The sequence below is a fragment of the Serratia sp. 2880STDY5682894 genome, from assembly GCF_001537385.1.
In the GTDB taxonomy this organism is placed as follows: Bacteria; Pseudomonadota; Gammaproteobacteria; order Enterobacterales; family Enterobacteriaceae; genus Serratia; species Serratia nevei.
The window spans coordinates 230877-253724 of record NZ_FCJA01000006.1 but is presented as its reverse complement, the minus strand read 5'-3'; the positions used below and the strand labels follow the sequence as shown (position 1 = coordinate 253724).

General features: G+C 59.8%; 25 protein-coding genes and 1 riboswitch. Of the genes, 16 read left to right on the top strand and 9 right to left on the bottom strand.

Annotated features, from left to right (window positions below):
* Positions 1 to 129 precede the first annotated feature (129 nt).
* From dacA to lipA, 4 genes are all read left to right on the top strand, one after another.
* Positions 130 to 1341 (top strand): D-alanyl-D-alanine carboxypeptidase DacA, encoded by a 1212-nt coding sequence (dacA, locus tag AWX27_RS15600; RefSeq protein WP_004940010.1) that lies wholly within the window; start codon positions 130 to 132, stop codon positions 1339 to 1341.
* 104 nt (positions 1342 to 1445) lie between these two features.
* Entirely contained in the window at positions 1446 to 1712 is a 267-nt protein-coding gene (gene ybeD, locus AWX27_RS15595) for a DUF493 family protein YbeD (protein WP_004940012.1), read from the top strand.
* 134 nt (positions 1713 to 1846) lie between these two features.
* Positions 1847 to 2515 carry a lipoyl(octanoyl) transferase LipB gene (gene lipB, locus AWX27_RS15590; RefSeq protein WP_049199992.1) on the top strand — a complete coding sequence of 223 codons (669 nt, stop codon included), beginning with the start codon at positions 1847 to 1849 and terminating at the stop codon, positions 2513 to 2515.
* Complete coding sequence (gene lipA, locus AWX27_RS15585) at positions 2508 to 3473, top strand: lipoyl synthase (RefSeq protein ID WP_025301835.1); 966 nt, start codon at positions 2508 to 2510, stop codon at positions 3471 to 3473. The genes lipB and lipA overlap by 8 nt, the downstream gene beginning before the upstream one ends.
* A gap of 93 nt (positions 3474 to 3566) precedes the next feature.
* On the opposite strand, the gene tatA is transcribed toward lipA, so the two are convergent.
* Positions 3567 to 3782, bottom strand: a complete 216-nt coding sequence (gene tatA / locus AWX27_RS15580; protein WP_038877431.1) for a Sec-independent protein translocase subunit TatA — start codon at positions 3780 to 3782, stop codon at positions 3567 to 3569.
* Between the two features lie 218 nt (positions 3783 to 4000).
* Here tatA and AWX27_RS15575 point away from each other — a divergent pair, with 218 nt between their 5' ends.
* Positions 4001 to 5068 carry a diguanylate cyclase gene (locus tag AWX27_RS15575; protein WP_060423560.1) on the top strand — a complete coding sequence of 356 codons (1068 nt, stop codon included), beginning with the start codon at positions 4001 to 4003 and terminating at the stop codon, positions 5066 to 5068.
* 1 nt (position 5069) lies between these two features.
* Here the strand turns inward: AWX27_RS15575 and AWX27_RS15570 are convergent, their stop codons facing one another.
* Complete coding sequence (locus AWX27_RS15570) at positions 5070 to 5498, bottom strand: GNAT family N-acetyltransferase (RefSeq protein WP_060423556.1); 429 nt, start codon at positions 5496 to 5498, stop codon at positions 5070 to 5072.
* Between the two features lie 82 nt (positions 5499 to 5580).
* A riboswitch (Fluoride riboswitch) is annotated at positions 5581 to 5643 on the top strand.
* Positions 5644 to 5722: 79 nt separating this feature from the next.
* On the opposite strand from AWX27_RS15570, the gene crcB reads away from it, so the two are divergent.
* The 3 genes from crcB to AWX27_RS15555 all read left to right on the top strand — a co-directional run bounded on the left by crcB (position 5723) and on the right by AWX27_RS15555 (position 8189).
* Complete coding sequence (gene crcB, locus AWX27_RS15565; protein ID WP_004940022.1) at positions 5723 to 6106, top strand: fluoride efflux transporter CrcB; 384 nt, start codon at positions 5723 to 5725, stop codon at positions 6104 to 6106.
* Between the two features lie 289 nt (positions 6107 to 6395).
* Entirely contained in the window at positions 6396 to 6992 is a 597-nt protein-coding gene (locus AWX27_RS15560) for a TetR/AcrR family transcriptional regulator (RefSeq protein ID WP_060423553.1), read from the top strand.
* 6 nt (positions 6993 to 6998) lie between these two features.
* Positions 6999 to 8189: a multidrug effflux MFS transporter gene (locus AWX27_RS15555; protein WP_060423550.1), complete on the top strand. Its 1191-nt coding sequence runs from the start codon at positions 6999 to 7001 to the stop codon at positions 8187 to 8189.
* Positions 8190 to 8246: 57 nt separating this feature from the next.
* Here the strand turns inward: AWX27_RS15555 and cspE are convergent, their stop codons facing one another.
* Positions 8247 to 8456, bottom strand: a complete 210-nt coding sequence (gene cspE / locus AWX27_RS15550) for a transcription antiterminator/RNA stability regulator CspE (RefSeq protein WP_004940030.1) — start codon at positions 8454 to 8456, stop codon at positions 8247 to 8249.
* A 346-nt stretch (positions 8457 to 8802) separates the two neighbouring features.
* Here cspE and AWX27_RS15545 point away from each other — a divergent pair, with 346 nt between their 5' ends.
* The 6 genes from AWX27_RS15545 (at position 8803) to AWX27_RS15520 (ending at position 14720) form a co-directional block, all read left to right on the top strand.
* Complete coding sequence (locus AWX27_RS15545; protein ID WP_060423547.1) at positions 8803 to 9966, top strand: M20 peptidase aminoacylase family protein; 1164 nt, start codon at positions 8803 to 8805, stop codon at positions 9964 to 9966.
* Positions 9967 to 10155: 189 nt separating this feature from the next.
* Positions 10156 to 11481, top strand: a complete 1326-nt coding sequence (locus tag AWX27_RS15540) for an LLM class flavin-dependent oxidoreductase (protein ID WP_049199977.1) — start codon at positions 10156 to 10158, stop codon at positions 11479 to 11481.
* A 26-nt stretch (positions 11482 to 11507) separates the two neighbouring features.
* Positions 11508 to 12428 carry an ABC transporter substrate-binding protein gene (locus AWX27_RS15535; protein ID WP_060423544.1) on the top strand — a complete coding sequence of 307 codons (921 nt, stop codon included), beginning with the start codon at positions 11508 to 11510 and terminating at the stop codon, positions 12426 to 12428.
* A 9-nt stretch (positions 12429 to 12437) separates the two neighbouring features.
* On the top strand, positions 12438 to 12965 hold the full coding sequence (locus AWX27_RS15530) for a GNAT family N-acetyltransferase (RefSeq protein ID WP_015376925.1): 528 nt from the start codon (positions 12438 to 12440) through the stop codon (positions 12963 to 12965).
* A gap of 30 nt (positions 12966 to 12995) precedes the next feature.
* A complete protein-coding gene (locus AWX27_RS15525; RefSeq protein WP_049199974.1) occupies positions 12996 to 13883 on the top strand; it encodes an amino acid ABC transporter permease in 888 nt (295 codons plus the stop codon).
* A 9-nt stretch (positions 13884 to 13892) separates the two neighbouring features.
* Positions 13893 to 14720, top strand: a complete 828-nt coding sequence (locus AWX27_RS15520) for an amino acid ABC transporter ATP-binding protein (protein ID WP_015376924.1) — start codon at positions 13893 to 13895, stop codon at positions 14718 to 14720.
* Positions 14721 to 14756: 36 nt separating this feature from the next.
* Here the strand turns inward: AWX27_RS15520 and AWX27_RS15515 are convergent, their stop codons facing one another.
* Positions 14757 to 15266 carry a VOC family protein gene (locus AWX27_RS15515; protein WP_060423542.1) on the bottom strand — a complete coding sequence of 170 codons (510 nt, stop codon included), beginning with the start codon at positions 15264 to 15266 and terminating at the stop codon, positions 14757 to 14759.
* A 166-nt stretch (positions 15267 to 15432) separates the two neighbouring features.
* Between AWX27_RS15515 and AWX27_RS15510 the strand changes: the two genes are divergently transcribed.
* Entirely contained in the window at positions 15433 to 15912 is a 480-nt protein-coding gene (locus AWX27_RS15510; protein ID WP_038877408.1) for a cold-shock protein, read from the top strand.
* A 24-nt stretch (positions 15913 to 15936) separates the two neighbouring features.
* On the opposite strand, the gene AWX27_RS15505 is transcribed toward AWX27_RS15510, so the two are convergent.
* From AWX27_RS15505 to AWX27_RS15495, 3 genes are all read right to left on the bottom strand, one after another.
* Positions 15937 to 17385: a GGDEF domain-containing protein gene (locus AWX27_RS15505; protein WP_038877558.1), complete on the bottom strand. Its 1449-nt coding sequence runs from the start codon at positions 17383 to 17385 to the stop codon at positions 15937 to 15939.
* A 629-nt stretch (positions 17386 to 18014) separates the two neighbouring features.
* A complete protein-coding gene (locus AWX27_RS15500; RefSeq protein ID WP_041033835.1) occupies positions 18015 to 18566 on the bottom strand; it encodes a flavodoxin family protein in 552 nt (183 codons plus the stop codon).
* 118 nt (positions 18567 to 18684) lie between these two features.
* Positions 18685 to 19590, bottom strand: coding sequence for a LysR family transcriptional regulator (locus AWX27_RS15495; RefSeq protein WP_060423540.1), 906 nt, complete (start codon positions 19588 to 19590; stop codon positions 18685 to 18687).
* Positions 19591 to 19687: 97 nt separating this feature from the next.
* Between AWX27_RS15495 and AWX27_RS15490 the strand changes: the two genes are divergently transcribed.
* Complete coding sequence (locus AWX27_RS15490) at positions 19688 to 20752, top strand: aldo/keto reductase (RefSeq protein WP_060423537.1); 1065 nt, start codon at positions 19688 to 19690, stop codon at positions 20750 to 20752.
* 180 nt (positions 20753 to 20932) lie between these two features.
* On the opposite strand, the gene AWX27_RS15485 is transcribed toward AWX27_RS15490, so the two are convergent.
* Both AWX27_RS15485 and AWX27_RS25305 read right to left on the bottom strand, forming a co-directional pair.
* Entirely contained in the window at positions 20933 to 22465 is a 1533-nt protein-coding gene (locus tag AWX27_RS15485) for a glycosyltransferase family 39 protein (protein ID WP_060423535.1), read from the bottom strand.
* 125 nt (positions 22466 to 22590) lie between these two features.
* Entirely contained in the window at positions 22591 to 22734 is a 144-nt protein-coding gene (locus AWX27_RS25305) for a hypothetical protein (protein WP_016928795.1), read from the bottom strand.
* Positions 22735 to 22848 lie beyond the last annotated feature (114 nt).

The window sequence follows — 22848 nt, the reverse complement described above, 5'->3', positions numbered from 1 at the left end:
CATTTTCTTGCAGCTAAAAGTTCTCTAACCGCAATTAGTCAGATGAATGGGTAATGCCTGCCGGGATCGCATCTGCTATAGTGTGGCTCGTTTTTTAACTTTACTTTCACGGATGTTGTAGTCCCGATCATGAAACAAGTAACTTCTTTTCGCTTAATCAAAAGCATCGCACTCGGCACCGTTATCGCAATGAGCGCAGCCTCCGTTGCACATGCCGATGACGTTAACATCAAAACCATGATCCCAGGTGTCCCGCAGATCGATGCGGAAGCGTACATCCTGATTGATTACAACTCCGGCAAGGTGCTGGCCGAGATGAACGCCGACGCGCGTCGCGATCCAGCCAGTCTGACCAAAATGATGACCAGCTACGTCATCGGCCAGGCGCTGAAAGCGGGCAAAATCGGCCAGGACGATCTGGTGACCGTCGGTCAGGACGCTTGGGCGACCGGCAACCCGGTGTTCAAAGGCTCCTCGCTGATGTTCCTGAAGCCGGGCGATCGCGTGCCGGTCTCCAAACTGACCCGCGGCATCAACCTGCAATCCGGTAACGACGCCTGCGTGGCGATGGCCGACTACGTCGCCGGCAGCCAGGACGCGTTCGTTAACCTGATGAACACCTACGTCAGCAAGCTGGGCCTGCAGAACACCCACTTCCAGACGGTACACGGCCTGGATGCCCAGGGCCAGTACAGCTCGGCGCGCGACATGGCGCTGATCGGCCAGGCGCTGATCCGCGACGTGCCGGAAGAGTACGCGATTTACAAAGAAAAAGAGTTCACCTTCAACAACATCCGCCAGATGAACCGCAACGGTCTGCTGTGGGATAACAGCCTGAACGTCGACGGCATCAAAACCGGCCACACCGATGCGGCGGGTTACAACCTGGTGGCTTCGGCGACCGAAGGCCAGATGCGTCTGATCTCCGCCGTGATGGGCGGCCGCACTTACAAAGGCCGCGAAGCCGAGAGCAAGAAACTGCTGACCTGGGGCTTCCGCTTCTTCGAAACCGTAGCGCCGCTGAAGGTCGGTAAAGAGTTCGCCTCCGAGCCGGTCTGGTTCGGCGATGCCGACCGCGTTGAGCTGGGCGTGGACAAAGACGTCTACCTGACCATCCCGCGCGGCCGCATGAAAGATCTGAAGGCCAGTTACGTGCTGAACACCCCTGAAATTCACGCGCCGCTGGCGAAAAACCAGGTGGTCGGCAGCATCAACTTCCAGCTGGACGGCAAAACCATCGACCAGCGTCCGCTGGTGGTGATGAACGAAGTGAAAGAAGGCGGTTTCTTCAGCCGCATCGTGGACTACATCAAACTGATGTTCCACCACTGGTTCGGTTAACGGTTGAATCGGGCGAAATTGCCCCCATATACTGAATAACATTAACTCCCGCCCCGGCGGGAGTTATAATTTATAGATTAGCTAGCACTCTGGAGCGCACGCACATGCAAAAAACTAAACTGAACGAACTGCTCGAATTCCCTTGCTCGTTTACCTACAAGGTGATGGGCCTGGCGCAGCCTGAGCTGGTTGACCAGGTAGTTGAAGTGGTGCAGCGCCATGCACCGGGCGATTACAACCCGCAGGTTAAGCCAAGCAGCAAAGGCAACTACCACTCCGTTTCCATCACCATTAACGCCACTCACATTGAGCAGGTCGAAACCCTGTACGAAGAGTTGGGCAACATTGAAATTGTTCGCATGGTGCTGTAATTCCAGCATAAACCCCTGCTTATCAACCCGGGATGGCGCAGCGTCTTCCCGGGTTGCGCATTTTTGGTCAGCGAAAGGCTGGTCGCAGGCCGGAGCGCCCGGTATAATGGCTTTACCACTTCTGTAACCTGACGATGACTCTTTTGCAACCAGACAAGATCATTTTGCGTCAGCTGGGGTTGCAGCCCTACGCGCCTGTATCCCAAGCCATGCATAACTTCACCGACAGTCGTACCGAGACTACGCCGGACGAACTGTGGCTGGTGCAGCATCACCCGGTCTTCACCCAGGGCCAGGCCGGCAAAGCCGAACACGTGCTGATGCCCGGCGATATCCCGGTGGTCCAGAGCGATCGTGGCGGCCAGGTGACCTACCACGGGCCGGGCCAGCAGGTGATGTACGTGATGGTCGATCTGAAACGCAACAAGGTCGGCGTACGCCAATTGGTTACGGCGATAGAAGATACGGTTATCAACACCCTTGCCCACTTCCGCCTCGAATCGCGCGCCCGTCCCGATGCGCCTGGCGTGTACGTGGGGGAGCAGAAAATCTGTTCGTTGGGTTTGCGGATCCGCAAAGGCAGCTCATTCCACGGCCTTGCCCTGAATGTGGCGATGGATCTCAGCCCCTTCCAACGCATCAACCCTTGCGGTTACGCCGGCATGCAAATGACGCAGGTCAGCGCGCTGGCACCCGGCGTTGGCATTGAAGACATACACCCAATCCTGGTACAGGAATTTGTTCATTTACTCGGCTACCAGACGGTCGAGCTTCGTAACTGGAACCTGCACGATTATGAGTAAACCAATTCAGATGGAACGCGGCGTCAAATACCGCGATGCTGACAAAATGGCGCTGATCCCGGTCAAAACGGTGGTCACCGAACGGCAGGAGCTGTTGCGTAAACCCGAGTGGATGAAGATCAAACTGCCTGCCGACTCAACGCGCATTCAGGGCATCAAAGCCGCCATGCGTAAAAACGGCCTGCACTCCGTCTGTGAGGAAGCCTCGTGTCCTAACCTGTCCGAGTGTTTCAACCACGGCACCGCCACCTTTATGATCCTCGGCGCCATCTGCACCCGTCGCTGCCCGTTCTGCGACGTGGCCCACGGCCGCCCGATCGCGCCGGACGCCAACGAGCCGGAAAAGCTGGCGCAAACCATCGCCGACATGGCGCTGCGTTACGTGGTGATCACCTCGGTTGACCGCGACGATCTGCGCGACGGCGGTGCTCAGCACTTTGCCGACTGCATCTCGGCCATCCGCGCCAAGAGCCCGAACATCAAGATTGAAACGCTGGTGCCGGACTTCCGCGGCCGTATGGACCGCGCGCTGGAGATCCTCACCGCCACGCCGCCGGACGTGTTCAACCACAACCTGGAAAACGTACCGCGCGTTTACCGCCAGGTGCGCCCAGGCGCCAACTACGAGTGGTCGCTGAAGCTGCTGGAGCGCTTTAAAGAAGCGCACCCGGATATCCCGACCAAATCCGGCCTGATGGTCGGCCTGGGCGAAACCAACGCGGAAATCGTCGAAGTGATGCGCGATCTGCGCCGCCACGGCGTGACCATGCTGACGCTGGGCCAGTACCTGCAGCCGAGCCGCCACCACCTGCCGGTGCAGCGCTACGTCAGCCCGGCCGAGTTCGACGAGATGAAAGAAGAAGCGATGGCGATGGGCTTCACCCACGCCGCCTGCGGCCCGTTCGTGCGTTCGTCTTATCACGCCGATCTGCAGGCCAAAGGGATGGAAGTGAAATAACGCGTAATAGTTTGTTACGCTAAAGACGGCGGAAACGCCAAAAAACGGATGTCCGCCAGGCATCCGTTTTTTATTGCTCGCCCTCAGACGGGATTAAACGTCTTTCTTCTCGACGCTCTGCTGAGCGGACTGGCTCTCGGCGGTGTTGCTGCCGGCGGCCGGCGGCGTGCTGTCGTCACCCACGGCTTTTTTAAAGCCTTTCAGCGCCGCGCCAAGATCGGCGCCGAGCGTGCGCAGCTTGCTGGTGCCGAACAGTAAAATCACCAATACCGCAATCACCAGAAGTTTGGTAATACTGATACCTTCCATACTCACCTTCTTATCATAGAGCGCTGCGTGAACAGCGAGAAAAACTGACCTTGCCTGCGAATATTTAGCGACTTTCCCCCCGCTCGCACAACCGCAACATGTAACAGAGTGAGATCCGTCGCAGGAATGCCACACCGCCTCACGACGTGAATCCCAGACTATTCTTAGTTTATCACCCGCATGATACGCTGCCGTGATACTTATCAGGGAGATGCCGGATGTATATTGCCCCACCCATTTTCGATGCCCGAAAATCCGGCCTCAGCTTCGCCAAACGCACCTATCTGCCCCGCGTCGCCGGTCTGGGGCTCGGCTTTATCTGCGTTTGCGCCGCACTCTATCCCTTGGCTCCGCCCACGGCGGTCTGGCTATTGCTGGCCTTTCACGGTTTTCTCTGGCCGCATCTCGCCTACCGCCTGGCCTGCCGCGCCAAAGATCCGTTCAAAGCCGAGATCCGCAACCTGCTGATCGACTCCGCCTTCGGCGGTTTCTGGGCGGCGATGATGGCGTTCAACGCGCTGCCGGCGATCGTCATCCTGTCGATGATGAGCATGAACAACATCGCTTCGGCCGGTAAGGCACTGTTTGTCAAAGGGTTGGCGATTCAATTGGCCGCGGCGGCGCTGACCGGCGCGCTGCTCGGTTTCCCGTTCCACCCGCACAGCACGCCGCTGCAAATCTATCTGTGCCTGCCGATGATCTACCTTTACCCGACGCTGCTCGGCCTGGTGACCTACCGCACCGCCAAACGGCTGGCGGAAAAAAAACAGGAGCTGCAACGCATCAGCACCCGCGATGGGCTGACCGGCTTGTACAACCGCCGCCATTGGGAGCATCTGCTGCATCGTCAGTTCGACAGTTGCCGCCGCTACCAGGACAACGCCACGCTGATCCTGATGGATATCGATCGTTTCAAAACCATCAACGATACTTTCGGCCATGCGCTGGGGGATGAGGCCCTGGCGGCGCTGGCGGAAGAGCTGCTGATTGGCTTGCGCAACGTGGATATCGTCGGGCGCTACGGCGGCGACGAGTTTGGCGCGGTGCTGCCGAACACCAGCGCCGAACAGGCGGAAACCGTCCTGCGGCGCATCCAGCAGCGGTTGGATGCCGTTATCTTCAAAGAGGCGCCACAGCTGCGGCTGCAGATCAGCGCCGGTATCGCCAACTACCACCCCGCGCTGGGCGGTTATCTGGACTGGCTGAAAGCGGCCGACGGCGCGCTTTACCGGGCGAAGCAAAATGGCCGCAACCGCCTGGAAACGGCGGTGCCGACGGGCGACTAACTTACTGGTTTAATAACTTGGCAAAATACTTCGGCGCTTCGACAAAGCCTTCTCGCCGGTAAAACGCATGCGCCCGCTCGCGGCGGCTGTGGCAATGGACTTCAAGCCGATCGCAGCCGCGACGGTGCGCCAGCGCCTCGCCCTCCGCCAACAGCCGCCGCCCTACACCTGCGCCGCGCGCTCGGTCGTCGACGCAAAAATAGCTGATGCGGCCAATGTCGCCGGCCAACGCCAGCTGCGGCAGAAAATGCAGCGACAGCACGCCCAGCACCCGCTCGCCCTCCACGGCCACCAGCAGCGCCTCGTCCGGATGCGCCAGCAGCTGGCGCATTCGCTGCGTCAGAAACGCCTCGGTGCCGGGATAATCCAACGCCGTCATTAATTCGGCGATAGCCTGGCGATCGCTCAGGCGCGCCGTTCTGATTTCCATGGGGTGACCTCGCAGATTGTCGATACTACAAAATAGGCGGCGTTAGGTGTAACATCCACCGGGTACGGCAAAAAAGGCCGTGCGGCACGCTGGAGATGACATTCCTCCCTAACCGCCTTCACAGGCTGATGATGTCTACGTAACCTCTCGGAGAGAGGCGCGTAGCGTTACGCCTGTCTCTTTCCGAGCCCCGTGAATTTCTCTGATTGAAAGGTAGTTGCCCCATGTTGAGCTCTTTACTGGCCGTATTTATCGGCGGCGGCGTCGGCAGCGTTTTGCGCTGGGCGGTAAGCATGAAAATGAATCCGCTGAACGCCCACATTCCGCTCGGTACGCTGATGGTCAATCTGATCGGCGGTTTTATCATCGGCCTGGCGATGGCGATTTTCACCCGCATGACGCATCTGGACCCCACCTGGAAATTACTGATCACCACCGGGTTCTGCGGCGGCCTGACCACCTTCTCCACCTTTTCGCTGGAGGTGGTGTACCTGATGCAGGATGGCCGCTTCGGCTGGGCGCTGGCCAACATGCTGCTCAACCTGGCCGGCTCGCTGGCGATGACGCTGCTGGCTTTCATGCTGGTGATGTGGGTCAACGGGCGCTAAGCCCTTAATGTTTCCTTAATCTTGCATGCGCATAATCTCATCCAGTACTCCTGACTGGATGAGAAACCGCTATGTTTAGCCTGCCGAAAACCGCCACCGAAGCGATTGCCGTTGCGCTGTGCGTGCTGATCGTCGCCGCCTTTATCAAATCCTACCTGTTCGCTTAAGCGCCTTTTCCCCACAGCACGCGTTCATCTTGCGCCTTTCCGGCCGATTGCACTACAATTGAGAATGAACGTTCACACCCAAAAATGTGAACCCGGCTCACGCGTAGCAAAGGATCGGGCAAATGCTCCCCCCCAACGACAGTAAACAGGCCAAGGTGCAGGCCCGCCGCGATCAGATCGTCGAAGCGGCGAAAACCAGCTTCCGCCGCCACGGCTTCCACGCCGCCAGCATGGCGGAAATCGCCCAGGGCTCGCAGCTCAGCGTCGGGCAAATCTATCGCTATTTCGCCAACAAAGACGCGATTATCGAGGAAATCGTCAACCGCATCATCGCCAGCAAGATGCAGCGGCTGGAAAACCTTGGCGATCACATCAACCTGATCGCCGGCACGCTGGCGGCGCGCACGCTGTTTCAGCAGCCGGGCGAGAGCGAAACCGATCACATGCTGATGCTTGAAGTGACCGCCGAGGCCACGCGCAACCCGGTGGTGGCCAAAATGCTCAGCGATGCGGAAGCGCGGCTGTTTCGCCACGTGTGCCACAACCTGCAGCGGCTGTATCCCCATTTCAGCGCGGAAGAGATCGCCGCGCGGGTGGAGTTTATCGCCGTCATGAGCGAAGGCACCGGTTACCGCATCCTTACCACGCAAAAAGCCGATGCGTCCCTGCTGCGCGATCTGTATCAGCAGGCCATTTCTCACCTGTTCAGGAAACTCTAATCTCCCATGACCAAACACTTAGCCAGACAACGTCTGGTGTACGCCGTCGTGCTTGGCCTGTTGGCCGCGCTGGGGCCGCTGTGCACCGATCTCTATCTGCCCGCCCTGCCGGAAATGGCGGGCGAACTGAATACCTCTACCGCCGCCGCGCAGCTCAGCCTGACCGCCGGGCTGCTCGGCCTGGGCGTCGGCCAGCTGATTTTCGGTCCTTACAGCGACAAACTGGGCCGCATGCGCCCGCTGTTGCTGTCGCTGATCCTGCTGCTGGGCGCTTCGCTGTGGTGCGCGCTGGCGCCCACCATCGACCAGTTGCTGATCGCCCGCCTGCTGCAGGGCATCGCCGGCGCCGGTGGTGCGGTGATTTCCCGCGCCATTGCCCGCGATCTGTATGCCGGTCATGAGCTGACCCGCTTCTTCGCCCTGCTGATGCTGGTCAACGGCCTGGCGCCGATCGTCGCGCCGGTGCTGGGCGGCGTCATGCTGCAGGTGATGAACTGGCGCGGCATCTTCGGCGTGCTGGCGGCCATCGCCGTGCTGCTGTTCAGCCTGTCGGCGCTGAAGCTGCGCGAGTCCCTGCCGGCCGAGCGCCGCAGCCAGGGCGGCATTCTGGCGATGCTGATGTCGCTGGGCAGTCTGTTGACCCAACGCTATTTCATGGGCCTGTGCCTGACGCAGGGCTTCGTGATGGCCGGCATGTTCGCCTATATCGGCGCCTCGCCTTTCGTCTTGCAGCAGATCTACGGCCTCAGCCCGCAGATGTTCAGCCTGTGCTTCGCCATTAACGGCGTCGGGCTGATCATTGCGGCGCAGCTGGCCAGCCGCCTCAGTTCGCGTTGGGGGGAGCGCCGGGTGTTGAGGAGCGGGTTAACGCTGGCGGCCGTCGCGTCGCTGTTGCTGCTGTTGGCCGCCGCGCTGCATGCGCCGCTGGTGTTGTTGCTGGTGCCGCTGTTCTTTTCTGTGGCGGTGATCGGCATCGTCGGCCCAACCGCCTCTTCGCTGGCTATGCAAAGCCAGGGTGACAAAGCGGGCAGCGCGTCGGCCTTGATCGGCGTGTGCATGTTCGCGCTCGGTGCCTGCGCCGTGCCACTCACCGGGCTGGGCGGCACTTCAAGCCTGTCGATGGCGCTGACCATCGTCGGCTGCTACGCCGTCGCCATCCTGCTGTTCAGCCTGTTAGGCCGCCGCAGCGAGGCATAACGCGCCCAATAAAAAACCCGCTCAATGAGCGGGTTTTAAGAAATTCAGCTACGCAGCTTAGATAGCAGTAACGTTAGCGGCAGATGGGCCTTTGGCACCGTTCGTGATTTCAAATTCTACACGCTGGCCTTCAGCAAGCGTTTTGAAACCGTTGCTAACGATGGCAGAGAAGTGAACGAAAACGTCCTTGCTACCATCTTCCGGAGTAATGAAACCGAAGCCTTTGGATTCATTAAACCACTTAACGCTACCTTTAATCTTAGACATCAAACTTACCTTTAACGTGAATGAAAGACACAAAACCTGTGTCTATTACAGTACAGCAAGCAGGCAGGATTTTGTCCACCACCGCGATCACAGAAATCCGATAAAGAGTGAAAAAATCCGTGTTGTCCGGTGTAAATTGATTGCACCGGTTGCGATAAGTTACCGTGCCAGGTCAATCCTCTCCACGCGCCGGCGAACAACGAGCGAACGCCCAAACTCGCCCGCTTCCCCCAGCGTTGACGCTCCCGTGCAGACGCAATCGCTATGAAATATAACCAGATGGTCTTTTTGCTTCGGCGGCCGCTGCACTAGGGTTAGGGTTTATTTCCCACTGTGAGCCAAGCCTATGACCAGCCAGTTGGCAGACAAAATCATCGCCTATCGGCGTGAGCTGCACCAAAACCCGGAGCTTTCCAATCACGAATTCGCCACCACCGCCCGGCTGACGCGCTGGCTGCAAGAAGCGGGCATTCGCCTGCTGCCGCTGGCGCTGAAAACCGGCGTCGTGGCGGAGATCGGCAGCGGCAAGGGGCCGATCATCGCGCTGCGCGGCGACATTGACGCTCTCCCGATCGACGAAATCGCCGACGTGCCCTTCAGCTCGCAAAACCGCGGCGTGATGCACGCCTGCGGCCACGACTTTCATACCTCGGTGATGCTCGGCGCCGCACACCTGTTGAAAACGCGTGAGGCCGACCTGCCCGGCACGGTACGCCTCTTCTTCCAGCCGGCAGAAGAGACCTTCAACGGTGCCCGGCACCTGATCGACGCTGGCGCGCTGGATAACGTCGCCGCGGTGTTTGGCCTGCATAATGCGCCGGAGCTGCCCACCGGCACCTTCGCCACCCGCGCCGGGCCGTTCTACGCCAACGTCGATCGCTTCCAGATCCTCATCACGGGCAAGGGCGCGCACGCCGCCAAACCGGAACAGGGCGTCGACACCATCGTCACCGCCAGCCAGATCGTCGGCGCGCTGCAGACGCTGCCCAGCCGCAGCTTCAGCTCGCTGGAATCGCTGGTGGTAAGCGTAACGCGCATCGAAGGCGGCAATACCTGGAACGTGCTGCCGCAAACCGTGGAGCTGGAAGGCACGGTGCGCACCCACAGCGACGCGGTGCGCCGCCAGGTGCCGGACAAGATTCGCCAGGTGATCGACGGCATAGCCGCCGCGCTGGGTGCGCAAGCCGAACTGCGCTGGCAACCGGGGCCGCCGGCGGTGATCAATGACCCGCATTGGGCGGCGTTCAGCAAAACCGTCGCCGCCGAGGCCGGCTACCGGGTCGAAGAGGCGGAGTTGCAGATGGGGGGCGAAGATTTCGCGCTGTATCTGCATCACGTGCCGGGCGTATTCGTCAGCATCGGCTCCGCCAGCGAGTTCGGCCTGCATCATCCGCGTTTCAATCCCGATGAACGGGCTCTTTTCCCGGCGGCGCAATATTTCACGCTGCTGGCGGAACGCACGCTGCAACAATTAACCACCGCGCCAGAAAAAGCCCTCAGCAACGCCTGAATAACGGAACATATTATTTCCCCGACGCCGCACATGCCGCGTCGGGCCCTATTATTTTTACCCGCCGTGATATTTGCAGTTTTCAACATTTGAATATGCTGTTTTGTTGTTTTACATCCCGCCGCCGCTCATCAATAGTGAACCCATCAGACACCGCGCGCCTCTGCGGCGCATGACAGGATAATCACGATGAGCGATAACGCGAATAATCAACGGCAATTACGCCTGGGCGCCATTCTGCATGGCGCATCGGGAAATATGTCCGCCTGGCGCCACCCGGACGCCACCGCCGACGCCAGCATTAACCTCGAATTTAATATCGCCTCGGCGAAAAAAGCCGAACAGGGGAAATTCGATTTCGTCTTCGTCGCCGATGGGTTATATATCAACGAAAAATCCATTCCGCATTTTCTTAATCGTTTCGAACCGCTCACCCTGCTGGCCGCGCTGTCCGCCGCCACCGATAAAATCGGCCTGGTGGGCACCCTCTCCACCTCCTACAGCGATCCGTTCACCGTCGCCCGCCAGTTCGCCAGCCTCGATCACCTGAGCAACGGCCGCGCCGGCTGGAACGTGGTGACGTCGCCGCTGGAAGGCTCGGCCAAAAATTTCTCGCGCACAGAACACCCGGAACACAGCCTGCGTTACCGCATCGCCGGCGAATTTCTCGACGTCGCCAAAGGGCTGTGGGACTCCTGGGAAGACGACGCCTTCGTGCGTAATAAGGCCAGCGGCGAATTCTTCCGCACCGGCAAACTGCACACTCTCAATCACCAGGGGGAGTTCTTCTCGGTACAGGGGCCGCTGAACATCGGCCGCACGCCGCAGGGGCGCCCTATCCTGTTCCAGGCCGGCGCCTCCGAAGACGGCAAACGGCTGGCGGCCCAACACGCCGATGCGATCTTCACCCATCACGACACGCTGGAGCAGGCGCAGGATTTCTATCAGGACGTGAAGCGGCAGCTGGTGGAACAGGGGCGCGAACCAGACGATCTTCGCATCTTCCAAGGCGTCAGCGTGATCGTCGGCGACGACGACGCGGACGTCGAGCGCCAGTACCAGGAAACCGCCCGACTGGTCAGCATCGAGAACGCCCTCAACTACCTCGGCCGCTACTTCGAGCATTACGACTTCGCCCGCCATCCGCTGGACGCGCCCTTCCCGGACATCGGCGATCTGGGGCAAAACAGCTTCCGCAGCACCACCGACGCCATCAAGCGCAGCGCCCGCGAGCGCAACCTCACGCTGCGCCAGGTGGCGCTGGAAGCCGCCTCGCCGCGCCCGGTGTTCAGCGGCACGCCGGAAGCGGTGGCGGACGGTCTGCAGCGCTGGTTCGACGGCGAAGCCGCCGACGGTTTCATCATCAGCGGCGGTACGCCCAACGCCTTCGGCCACTTCGTCGATCGGGTGGTGCCCGTCCTGCAACAACGTGGCCTGTTCCGCCAGGCGTACCACGGCGACACGCTGCGCGAGCACCTGGGCCTGAAGCGCCCGTTGAACAGATTCACCCAATAATAAGATCGCTTTCAGGGATACCCGCTATGCAGAAAACCGTTACCGCCGCCCTCGTGGCGGCCTTGCTGAGCCTGACCGGCGCCGCACTGGCGGGCACCGGCATCGATTTGCAGGCCAATGAAACCCCGATCCACGCGCCGAAAAACCCGCAGGCGATCGCCAAACTGCCGGCCGATTTCCACTTCGTGAAGCCGGGCCAATTCACCGTCGCGATCGCCGCACTCAACACGCCGCCGCTGGCGCTGTTCGCCGCCGACAACCGGCGACTGATCGGCAGCGAAGTGGATATCGCACAGCTGGTGGCCGACAGCCTGGGCCTAACGCTTAACGTGGTGCAAACCTCGTGGGAAGACTGGCCGCTGGGGGTGGTTTCCGGCAAGTATGACGCGGCCATCACTAACGTCACCGTGACCAAAGAGCGCAAAACCCGCTTCGACTTCGCCACCTACCGCATCGACTCGCTCGGCTTTTATGTCAAAAACGGCGGCAAGATCGCGACGATCAAACAGCCTGCCGATATCGCCGGATTAAAAATTATCGTCGGCTCCGGCACCAATCAGGAAGCCATCTTGCTGGCATGGGACAAGCAGAATCGGCAGCAGGGGCTTAAATCCTTCCAGCCGATCTACGTGACCGACGATGCGGCCGCCACGCTGGCGATCCAATCCGGCCGGGCCGACGCCTACTTCGGGCCGAACGTGCTGGGCGCCTATAAAGCGGCGCTGAACGGCCGCACCCGGCTGGCGGGCACGGTGGAAGGCGGTTGGCCCAAGGCGGCGCACATCGCCGTCACCACCCGTAAAGGCAACGGCCTGGTGCAGGCGGTGAACGAAGCGCTGAACGGCGCGATCCGCGGCGGGCAGTACGATCAGGTGCTCAACCGCTGGGGCGAGAGCGTCGAACGCCTTGCGCAGTCGGAAATCAACCCGCCCGGCCTGGGCGACTAGGAGCGCGCGATGACGCAAGACACCTTCATTCAGACGCTGCCGACCGACCCGCTGATCGCCCCGGTAATCGAGGGGCTGTTCGGCGAATATCGCCAGCGTTACGGCGACTATTTTGGTGACCAGGAACCGGAACCGCTGGATCTGTACGCGCCGCCGCAGGGGGCCTTCATCGTGCTGCTGCGCGCCGGTGCACCGATCGCCATGGGCGCCTTCAAACGCTATGACGCACAAACCGCCGAGCTGAAGCGCATCTGGACGCGGGGCGATCTGCGGCGCCAGGGCCTGGCGCAGCGGGTGTTGCAGCAGCTCGAAACGCTGGCGCTGGCGCAGGGATATCGCCGGCTCTATCTGACCACCGGTTTTCGCCAGCCCGAAGCGGTGGGCCTGTATCTGAGCAACGGGTATCAGCCGCAGTTCGATCCCACCGTCGACAGCGAGGTTTACAGCCGCCCACCCTACGATGGCCGCCTGCCGTTCCGCAAAAGCCTGATTGCAGAGGACGCATGTTGTTGCGCGTCGGAAAGGAAAATCGCCTAAGGCCCCTTTATCTGTATCAGGAGACATGACATGTCCAAACAAGACGTCTTGAAAGTGGTGCCCGCCCGCTATCCGCTGCGGCTGATCGGCGCGCTGTTTTCGCTGTTTATTCTGGCCGCCATCGTGCAATCGGTGGCGGGCAACGCGCGCTGGGAATGGGGCGTGTTCGCCGAGTGGTTCTTCGCGCCGGCGGTGCTGGCGGGGCTGGGGCAAACCCTGCTGCTGACGCTGCTCGGCACGCTGTTCAGCATCCTGTTCGGCACCTTGCTGGCGCTGGCGCGACTGTCGCGCTCTTACCTGTTGGCGTCGCTGGCCTGGGGTTATATCTGGCTGTTTCGCTCGCTGCCGCTGATTCTGGTGCTGATCATCCTGTACAACTTTTCCTACCTGTACGACGCCATCTCGCTGGGCATTCCCTTCACCTCGGTGGTGTTCGCCAGCTATCCGACCATCGACATTCTCGGCCAATTCGCCGTGGCGGTGCTGGGCCTGACGCTGGTGCAGTCCGCCTACACCGCCGAGATCATCCGCGGCGGCATTTTGGGCGTGGATTACGGCCAGCACGAAGCGGCGGCGGCGCTGGGCCTGCCGGGCTATCGCCGCACCTTCCGCATCATTCTGCCGCAGGCGCTGCGCTCCATCATTCCGACCGGCTTCAACGAGATCATCAGCCTGGCGAAAGGCACCTCGATCGTTTACGTGCTGGCGCTGCCGGAGCTGTTTTATACCATTCAGGTTATCTATAACCGCACCCAGCAGGTGATACCGCTGCTGATGGTCGCCACCGTCTGGTATCTGTTCATCACCACCGCGCTGTCGGTGATCCAATACTACATCGAGCGCTATTTCGCCCGAGGCGCGGTGCGCGAACTGCCGCCGACGCCCTGGCAGAAACTGGCCGGCTGGCTAAAACGTTAGGAGACCCGTATGTCTGAAGCCATTGATTATTACGCCTTGCCCGAGCAGCCGGCGCGCAACCTCACCCCAGTGCCGGCGCGCGGCCTAATCGAAATCAGCAACGTCAGCAAGTTCTTCGGCAAACACAAGGCGCTGGACGACGTCAGCCTGACGCTGCAGCCGGGCACCGTCACCGTGATCCTCGGCCCTTCCGGCTCCGGAAAATCGACGCTGCTGCGGGCGATCAACCACCTGGAGCGCGTGGACGAAGGCTTTATCCGCATCGACGGCGACTACGTCGGCTACCGCCGCAAGGGCAACCGGCTGTATGAGCTGAAGGAAAAGGCCATCCTCCGGCAACGCATCAACGTCGGCTATGTGTTCCAAAATTTCAACCTGTTCCCGCACCTGACGGTGCTGGAAAACATCATCGAAGCGCCGGTGGTGCACAAAATTCACTCCCGCGAGCGGGCGAAGGCGGTAGCCTATGAGCTGCTGGATACCGTCGGGCTGCGCCACAAGGCGGACGCCTACCCGCGCCACCTCTCCGGCGGCCAACAGCAACGCATCGCCATCGCGCGCGCGCTGGCGCTGAACCCGAAGGTGATCCTGTTCGATGAACCGACCTCCGCGCTCGATCCCGAGCTGGTCGGCGAAGTGCTGGACGTAATTAAGGGGTTGGCGGATCTGGGCGTCACGCTGGTGGTGGTCACGCATGAAATCGGCTTTGCGCGCGAAGCGGCGGATCGGGTGGTGTTTATGGTCGACGGGCAGATCGTCGAACAGGGCGACGCCAGGCAAGTGCTGGCTCAGCCGCAGCACCCGCGCACCGTCAATTTCCTCAACAAAGTGCTGTGATCGTCGGGGCGCCACGGCGCCCCGTACCCGAGCCGCTTACCGGCCGGCGAAACGCCGTTTCTCGGCGGCGAAATCCAGCGGGCGGATCCCCTGCTGGTTTTTGTCCTCTTCGGTCAGCAACGCCGGCGGAATAAACCAGGTCACCTCGAACAGCAGCCCGTCCGGATCGTGGCCATAAATGCTTTTGTGCACGCCATGATCCTCTTCCAACCCGAGAATGCCGCGCTCGGCCAGCTGGTGACGAATGCGCTCCAGCTCCTCCAGGCTGTCCACTTCCCAGGCCAGATGGTACAGCCCGGCCGGTGGCTCATGCTCCGCCGGCGGCTCGCTGTTGGCGCGAAAGACCCCCGCGCGCTGCTGACCCAGGTTCTTGCTGAACAGCGCCAAATCGTGATCGTTGTCCGAATCGGCGGCCTGGGTAAACACCGCCCGATCGGGGCTGTCGGACGGCTTGAGCTTGAACCCCAACACCTGATGATAAAAGTCGGCGCTCTGCCGCACGTCGCTGACATACAGCACGGCGTGATTGAGACGTTTGATGCCCATCGCTATTCCTTTTTCGCATTGAATGAAGTCAGCATGAACATAGCATGTGGGGAGAAAGCCGCTAAATGCCGTTATCGCATGACTAAATGCCGCCCGCGCAATCTGTCGCTGCAAGGCATTCCGCGCTATCATAAGCGCTGTATAGAACCCTTTTGTGAGAATAGCGATGAACGGCAAGATAACGACTTTTTTTGAAGACAAAGGCTTCGGCTTTATTACCGACGAGAACGGAGAAAATCGTTATTTTCACGTGATTAAAGTGCAGAACCCGGAGCTGATTAAGAAAAATGCGGCGGTGACCTTCGAACCGACCAACAACACCAAAGGCCCGTCGGCTTATGCGGTCAAAGTGTTGGCGCCCAGCAAATACATCATCATCGCCAACGAAAGAATCAAGATCGCCAGCATCAAGTCTTTCAATACTTTCACCAAGGAAGTGCCGGTCAAAGCCGACGTGGATAAAGAGAACACCGTGCTGTCGGTCGGCCTGCTGATGAACCGCATTCGCCCGCAGTCCGAAGACCAGGCGCAGACCATGCAAACGCTGCGCATGCTGACCATTACCACTTTCCAGAACACCACCCATACCTTCTCCGAGCACGAGATCGATATGGATGAGACCATCAAGGCGCTGAAAAGCCTGTAAGCGCCGGTTGCCCAGCGTCGAGCCCTAGCGGAACAGGATATGCTCGACGCTGTTGCCGTTCACCACGTTGAACGACTCCACCCGATTACGCCCCTGCGATTTGGCGCGATACAGCGCGATATCCGCCATATTCATCAGCTGCTCCAGCGATTTCACCTCGTTCATCGCCAGGCTGGCGACGCCGACGCTGATGGTAATTTTCAACGTTTGTTTGCCTTCCGCCTGCAGTTCCGCCTGCTCCACCAGCCGGCGCAGATGTTCCCCCAGCGCCACGCCCTGTGCCGCCAGCGCGCGCGGCAACATGATGGCGAACTCTTCCCCGCCCAAGCGGCCGAACAGCTGATCGTGGCGCAGCTCGCGCCGCACGATGTGCGCGAACGACGCCAAAACCTGATCGCCGGCGCTGTGGCCGTGCGTATCGTTGATCTGCTTGAAATGGTCGATGTCGATCAGCAGAAGCGACACCGCCTCTTTGGAGCGGTGCTTGTGCTCCAGCAGCTCGCCCGCTTTGCGCGTCATCGCGCTGCGCGCCAGCACCCCGGTCAGAAAATCGTGGTTGGCGCTGTGCTCCAAACGCCGCATCAGCTTGCGGTTGGCGGCGATAGAGCTGGCGAGGATCAGCGGCCCCATCACCAGCATGGCGATGCCCAAGCGGGCGGACATCAGCGTGTCGAGGAAGGCGTTGTGGTTGTTCGGCGTTTCGTACAGCACCAGGTTGGCGGAAATGCTGCTGATCTCGGTCATGCCGGTCAACAACGTCAGCAACGTCACGGGGAACAGCTGATAACGCACCGCGCACCACAGCAGCGCCGGGATCGGGAAGGCGATAGCGCCCGGCCCGCCGATATAGACGCTGAATATCAGCGACAGCAGCAGCGCCAGCAGCGGCAGACAGCCTTTCAAACGCCAACGCACCTGTATGCGCAACAGCTGCTTCAGCCGCGGTGCCGCCATCAGCACCGGCAACAGCAGCAAGGTCGTCGAGAACTGCTCGCTGAACCAAGCCAGCCACGCGACCACCACCGTGTTGTTGTACAGGCTGTCGTTGCGCAGCACCGACAGCGTCGACGCCACCGCCGCACCGGCCAGACTGGCGCTGAACATATAGAGTATCGCCTGGGGTTTGCCCATGCGCCGTTGCGACTGGGGCAGCATCAGCATGATGCCGTAACCGACGGCGATCAGCGACATGTTGCAGGCGTTCAGCCACAGCGCCAGGGACCAGCCTTCGCCGGTGCTGAGATCGGCGGCAACCATGCCCAGATAGGTGGTAAGCCAGCCGAGCGGCGTGGCGTAAACGGGTTTGCGCAGCAGCAGGCCGAGCAGAATCGCATTCACCGGCCAAAATAAAGAAAGCGAACCAATTGGCCGGCTAAGAATACCCACCAGAGAAAGTAAAAAGGCCAGCATGAAAAGATTGATCAGCTGAACCGTCAGAGGCAGGCCATGTCTGGCGTTTATTCTGACGTTCATCGCCTCGCCCATATTTCGCTAATAACCAGAATAATAATGTGCATACTCTCTCGCCCGGCCAGTGAGGGATAGTCAACTCGGATTTCAACCAAAAAAGCCAGACAAATCAATAATAAAAAACGTTAACATTTAATTAACAGACTTTTCTTAGCCTGATGCGACCGCGGCGGGCTCACCCGCATAGCGTCAGCAAATAATGCCGACTCTGCTGTCAGCATAGCGCATAGCGTAATAGGCCGCCGACGACGTTAATTACATTAATAAGTTTGTGGTTATTGGTCGTTGAATGATGTTTGAATAACTACGCGATTATTTTCCTGCAACTGGGCCGCCCGTGCAATAACAACCCAAAAAAAGCCCGCATAGCGCGGGCTTGCTTGAACAACAGCAAATCGACAGTTACGACACAGCCATACGTTGCATGCCTGTGCTGCCGCGCAGTATAGCGGTGAAAGCTTAAGCGGACCTTAGCAACAAAAAACCCGGCCTAGGAACCGGGAATATTTGTACGAAATGCAGTGTTAGCCCAAGCAGGCTAATAACATTTCGCAGCTTACACGCCAATTGTGCAGAGAAAATGAACGCGGCGTCCGTTCAGTCGCGTCACTGCCCTCTCCGCACGGAAGACCTTACGCCAGTTTGGCGGCAAAACCCGCTACGCGCTGGCCATAGAGCTTGGCGGTCGCCAGATCGCCCGACAGCATCTCATCCACGCCGGCATCCGCCGGGGTCTGCACCAGCAGCCCCACCGAACCGCCCAGGTTATTGACGTCGGTGCGCTGCGCCGATTTGGTGTTGGCCGGCAGCAGCCCCAGGCTGACCCACAGGCCGCCATGTTGCGAAGCCAGCGTCTGCAGCGCGATCAACGTGACCTGCTTGTCGCCGTTCAGGCTGGCGCTGTTGGTAAAGCCGCCGAACACTTTGTCCTGCCACTTGCGGCCGAACCAGGCCTTGGAGCTGGCGTCGGCGAATTTCTTGAACTGCCAGGATGGGCCGCCCATATAGGTCGGCGAACCAAAGATGATGGCGTCCGCCTCATCCAGCGTCTGCCAGGCTTCGTCGCTGATATCACCGTTCTGGTCGATGGCGATCAGTGCCGCCCCGGCGCCTTCCGCCACCACTTTCGCCAAACGCTCGGTATGGCCGTAGCCGGAATGAAACACCACTACTGTCTTCGCCATAGAAATTCTCCACTCATTGCACAAAGGCGCCGACGGCGCCCCTCTCGCGTTCAATCTAATCAAGCGCGCAGCGGCTGAATACCGAATAAAACTGACGGTGTTATTCAAAAAAATCGCGTTATGCGCCCTGCTCTGCCTGTTGACGGGCGAAGTCGATAAAAGCACGCAGCGGGCGCGGCATTTGGCGGTTTGCCGGATAGTACAGATAGAAACCGGGGAACGGCGGCGTCCAGGCATCGAGCAGCGGCAACAACCGGCCATCGGCCAAACCGGCGGCAACCTGTTGCTCAAACAGGTAGGCAATGCCTGCCCCATCCATCGCAGCCCGCACCAAGACTTCCGGCTCATCGACTATCACCGGCCCTTCCACGGCGATCTCCTGCTTTTCACCGTCGCACTCAAACTCCCAGCGATACAAACTGCCGTTGGTCGGCCAGCGGTAATTCAAACAGCGATGTCGATGCAGATCGCCTGGTGTTGACGGCCGGCCGTGACGCGCCAAATACGCCGGTGAAGCAACGACGCGCATCCGCACCTCCCCGCCCAGCTTGACCGCCACCATATCTTTCGCCAGTTTCTCGTGCAGCCGCACGCCGGCGTCAAAACCGCCGGCAACGATATCCACCAACCGCTCCTCAACATTGAGATCGAGCGTAATATCAGGATATTGATGATGAAACGGCGCGATCAAAGGCGCCAGAAAATGTAACGCCGCCACGCGGGTTACATTAAGCCGCAAAAGACCCGAGGGGTTCTGGCGTTGCTCGACCGCCTGCGCCACCGCCGCGTCAATCTCGGCCATCGCGGGCGTCAGGCGCGCCAACATCTGTCTTCCGGCTTCAGTCAGCGCCACACTGCGAGTGGTGCGATTCAGTAAACGCACACCCAAACGCGCCTCCAGGTTGCGCAGCGTTTGGCTGAGCGCCGAAGCGGACATGCCCAAATGTGCAGCGGCGCGAGCGAAACCGCCGTGCTCAACAATCGCGGCAAAGGCGCGCAACTCGGCGAAATCACTGCCCCTCATTATGCTCTCCCTCCTTAATAATTCATGAAGATTATAGCGCATTCCTTAAACAACCTGCGGGCGCTACCGTAGACGCTACCTACACGGGAGAATGCCTATGAACACGTCACTATCGCTGGATCACTATCGTTTATTGGGCCGTTCCGGCCTGCGCGTTTCACCGCTGGCGCTGGGCACCATGACCTTCGGTGCCGACTGGGGCTGGGGCGCCGAACTGGCCGAAGCCCGCCGTCTGTTTGACGTTTATGTCGAACGCGGCGGCAACTTTATCGATACCGCCAACCGCTATACCGAGGGCAGCGCCGAACGTTTCGTGGGGGAATTCGCCGCCGGGCGCCGCGATCGGTTGGTGATCGCCACCAAATACACCCTGCCGATGCAGCCGGACGATCCCAATTCCGGCGGCAATCACCGCAAAAGCATGCTGCGATCGGTGGAGGGAAGCCTGCAACGGCTCAATACCGATTACATCGACCTGCTCTATCTGCACGCCTGGGATTTCACCACGTCGGTGGAAGAGATCATGCGCGCCATGGACGATTTGGTACGTGCCGGAAAAGTGCTGTATGTGGCAGTATCGGACCTTCCCGCCTGGCAGGCGTCGAGAATGCAAATGCTGGCGGACCTGCGTGGCTGGTCGCCGCTGATCGCTCTGCAAATCGAGTACAGTCTGCTGGAGCGCACCGTCGAACGCGAGCTGATGCCGATGGCGCAAGAATTGGGGATGGGCGTGATCCCTTGGTCGCCGCTGGCCGGCGGCGTATTAAGCGGCAAATACCGGCGGCAGGATCTGCAATCGTCGCCCGATGAAGCGGGCTCTCGGCGTGAAGCCGTGCGCGCCAAGGGGACATTGAACGCACACAATCTTGATATCGCCGACGCCGTCAACCAGATAGCTGATGAGACTGGATATTCCCCATCACAAATCGCTCTGGCCTGGACACTGCGTCACCCGATGGTCACCGCGCCGATCGTCGGCGCCCGAACCCTGGCGCAATTGGAAGATAACCTCGGCGCCTTGAAGGTGGCGCTGGCGGAAGATCATTGGCGACGATTGGACGATCTCAGCGCCATCGAGCTGGGATTCCCGCACGATTTTCTCGCCCTGCCAGCCACCCGCAACATCATGACCGGCGGCGTGCATCTCGCCCGGCGCAGATAAAAAAAATCCCGCACAAGGCGGGATAAACTTAACAGGGATGGGGTAATACACTACAGGGAATGGATAACACACAACATCATCGGGTAGAGCTACAGTACCAATCCCAATGTATAGAACTGTCATCCCCGCGTAAGTTTGCTCGGCCAGATGTAACGCCGAATGGGAAATATGACGTTTTTCTCAACGCACCACGAACAGGCGCGATTCGAAACCGCCGCTCTTGAAGGTGCCGGTATTGACCCACCCCGGCGGCGAACGGCCGAAGTCCTGATTGAAATCCCCGCCGCTGACCAGCCAGACCCGGCGATGGCCTTTCGATAAAACGCTGAGCTTATCGACATAGGTCTGCGCCGCCCGATCGTGGAAAAAGGTGCCGAAGCCATAGGCATTGGGCTTGCCCGAAATGCCGTTGGGCCTGGCCGGGGTATACAGCAGGGCGCGATAGCCCTTCTTGTTGTAATACACATAGCTCAGGTAGTTGAACATGTTGCTGACCACTACCGCATCGTTAGGCTGATAGTGGCTGTTGATATAGTGCACCATCACCTTGAACTCATCTTTCTCGACCGGGTAGTCGTTACGCACGCCGCAGCCGAACAGCAGGCTGAAAAACAACAGCAAAGAGATCCCGCGCACCCGGCTTTTCGTTCCGGCGATCAGCACGCCCAATACCAGCGGAATGCCGAGCGCGGCGGAATAGAGGTAGCGATCGACAAACAGCGGCGTGCGCCAGGAAATGGCGAATACCAGCGTCACCGGGATCAGAATGCCACCAAGCAGCAACAGCGAGAATGTCCTTGGCATCACGCGCCGTTTCAGCAGCAGCGCGCACAACGCGATAAACATCGCCGGCAGCAGCCAGAGAATCGCCGTGGGATAGTTGCTGCCGTCATGGCCGGTGAGAAAACGCCAATACATTGCCGGCAGATCGCCCCAGGAAACCTGAGGGATCCAACCGACGTCGCCGCCGACCCGCAGTTCGGCGATATGCGCCAGCAGATTGAACAGCACCAGCAGCCAGGGAATGTAGGCCACCCCAATCGCCACATTGGCCAGCCACCACGCCGGCTGCTTGATGTAACGTACGCCTTCTCGGCGGCATGACAGCGCCAACACCACCAGCCAGTGGGCGATCAGCGTGAAAATGGTGAAGTAATGGGTATAAAAGCTCAGCGTCATCAACAACGCATACAGCGCCAGATAGCGGCGGTTATCCGGCGTTTTCAGCCACTTAGCCAGCACCATGGCGGCGGCGATCGCCAGCATCCCCATCAGCGCGTACATGCGCGCCTCCTGGCTGTAACGCACCGCCATCGGCATGATTGCCATCAACCATCCCGCTATCAGCGCCGCCCGCTCGCTGGCCAACCAACGGGTAAAGCGCATCGCCAGCGCCACCGTCGCCACGCCGAACACCAGGCTCAGCGAACGGGCGGCCATGATGCCGTCGCCAAACAGTACCATCCAGGCATGCAGCAACAGATAATAAAGCGGCGGGTGAACGTCGAAGGAAGCGTGGTACAGCAAAGCGCCCACATCATAGCGGCTGGTCAGCACGCTGGAGGCTTCATCACACCAAAAGTACCGATCCGTTAAGGAAATAAACCGCACGATCGCCGAAAACGCCACGATCGCCAACGCGTAATGTTTGTAACTGATGCCCTTTAAGCCGTTGTTGCTCAAAGAGACATTCGAAACCTGTTGCAGTGACATAACCGCATTCCGCCCAAGAGAACCACACAGTGTGGAGACGCAGCGTCATCATTGCCGACGGCGGGTAAATGGCGGGTAAATCAGTACGAAAAAGTCGGCACAGTCACCACGGCGCCGCACGACTCTCAGCGGATTTCAACGCTGATATCCGGGTAGGCCTTCTCGCCGTCGCTGAGGTAATGCCCCAGCGCCCGGTAAGCCATCACGTACAGCACGGCGGCGGCGCACAGGCACAGCAAGGTCACAAGCAGGAATCTGGATTTGCGCACGATAGGCTCCATGGGGAAATTTTCGCCTATTGTAGCGCGGCAAAATAAACGAAAGTTCAATTGCCGGCGGGTCGAGCGCCTCGCACTCATTCGGCGCAGCGACTTTCGACGATC

Bases quoted from the DNA above. Each gene is read 5' to 3' on its own strand.
- AWX27_RS15495 (WP_060423540.1), bottom strand. From the start codon at position 19,590: ATGAGGGGCAGTGATTTCGCCGAGTTGCGCGCCTTTGCCGCGATTGTT.
- AWX27_RS15485 (WP_060423535.1), bottom strand. From the start codon at position 22,465: ATGTCACTGCAACAGGTTTCGAATGTCTCTTTGAGCAACAACGGCTTA.
- AWX27_RS15570 (WP_060423556.1), bottom strand. From the start codon at position 5,498: ATGGAAATCAGAACGGCGCGCCTGAGCGATCGCCAGGCTATCGCCGAA.
- AWX27_RS15520 (WP_015376924.1), top strand. From the start codon at position 13,893: ATGTCTGAAGCCATTGATTATTACGCCTTGCCCGAGCAGCCGGCGCGC.
- AWX27_RS15525 (WP_049199974.1), top strand. From the start codon at position 12,996: ATGTCCAAACAAGACGTCTTGAAAGTGGTGCCCGCCCGCTATCCGCTG.
- AWX27_RS15490 (WP_060423537.1), top strand. From the start codon at position 19,688: ATGAACACGTCACTATCGCTGGATCACTATCGTTTATTGGGCCGTTCC.
- tatA (WP_038877431.1), bottom strand. From the start codon at position 3,782: ATGGAAGGTATCAGTATTACCAAACTTCTGGTGATTGCGGTATTGGTG.
- AWX27_RS15535 (WP_060423544.1), top strand. From the start codon at position 11,508: ATGCAGAAAACCGTTACCGCCGCCCTCGTGGCGGCCTTGCTGAGCCTG.
- lipA (WP_025301835.1), top strand. From the start codon at position 2,508: ATGAGTAAACCAATTCAGATGGAACGCGGCGTCAAATACCGCGATGCT.
- dacA (WP_004940010.1), top strand. From the start codon at position 130: ATGAAACAAGTAACTTCTTTTCGCTTAATCAAAAGCATCGCACTCGGC.
- AWX27_RS15510 (WP_038877408.1), top strand. From the start codon at position 15,433: ATGAACGGCAAGATAACGACTTTTTTTGAAGACAAAGGCTTCGGCTTT.
- AWX27_RS15555 (WP_060423550.1), top strand. From the start codon at position 6,999: ATGACCAAACACTTAGCCAGACAACGTCTGGTGTACGCCGTCGTGCTT.
- AWX27_RS15500 (WP_041033835.1), bottom strand. From the start codon at position 18,566: ATGGCGAAGACAGTAGTGGTGTTTCATTCCGGCTACGGCCATACCGAG.
- lipB (WP_049199992.1), top strand. From the start codon at position 1,847: ATGACTCTTTTGCAACCAGACAAGATCATTTTGCGTCAGCTGGGGTTG.
- AWX27_RS15545 (WP_060423547.1), top strand. From the start codon at position 8,803: ATGACCAGCCAGTTGGCAGACAAAATCATCGCCTATCGGCGTGAGCTG.
- crcB (WP_004940022.1), top strand. From the start codon at position 5,723: ATGTTGAGCTCTTTACTGGCCGTATTTATCGGCGGCGGCGTCGGCAGC.
- AWX27_RS15540 (WP_049199977.1), top strand. From the start codon at position 10,156: ATGAGCGATAACGCGAATAATCAACGGCAATTACGCCTGGGCGCCATT.
- cspE (WP_004940030.1), bottom strand. From the start codon at position 8,456: ATGTCTAAGATTAAAGGTAGCGTTAAGTGGTTTAATGAATCCAAAGGC.
- AWX27_RS15560 (WP_060423553.1), top strand. From the start codon at position 6,396: ATGCTCCCCCCCAACGACAGTAAACAGGCCAAGGTGCAGGCCCGCCGC.
- AWX27_RS15575 (WP_060423560.1), top strand. From the start codon at position 4,001: ATGTATATTGCCCCACCCATTTTCGATGCCCGAAAATCCGGCCTCAGC.
- ybeD (WP_004940012.1), top strand. From the start codon at position 1,446: ATGCAAAAAACTAAACTGAACGAACTGCTCGAATTCCCTTGCTCGTTT.
- AWX27_RS15515 (WP_060423542.1), bottom strand. From the start codon at position 15,266: ATGGGCATCAAACGTCTCAATCACGCCGTGCTGTATGTCAGCGACGTG.
- AWX27_RS15505 (WP_038877558.1), bottom strand. From the start codon at position 17,385: ATGAACGTCAGAATAAACGCCAGACATGGCCTGCCTCTGACGGTTCAG.
- AWX27_RS15530 (WP_015376925.1), top strand. From the start codon at position 12,438: ATGACGCAAGACACCTTCATTCAGACGCTGCCGACCGACCCGCTGATC.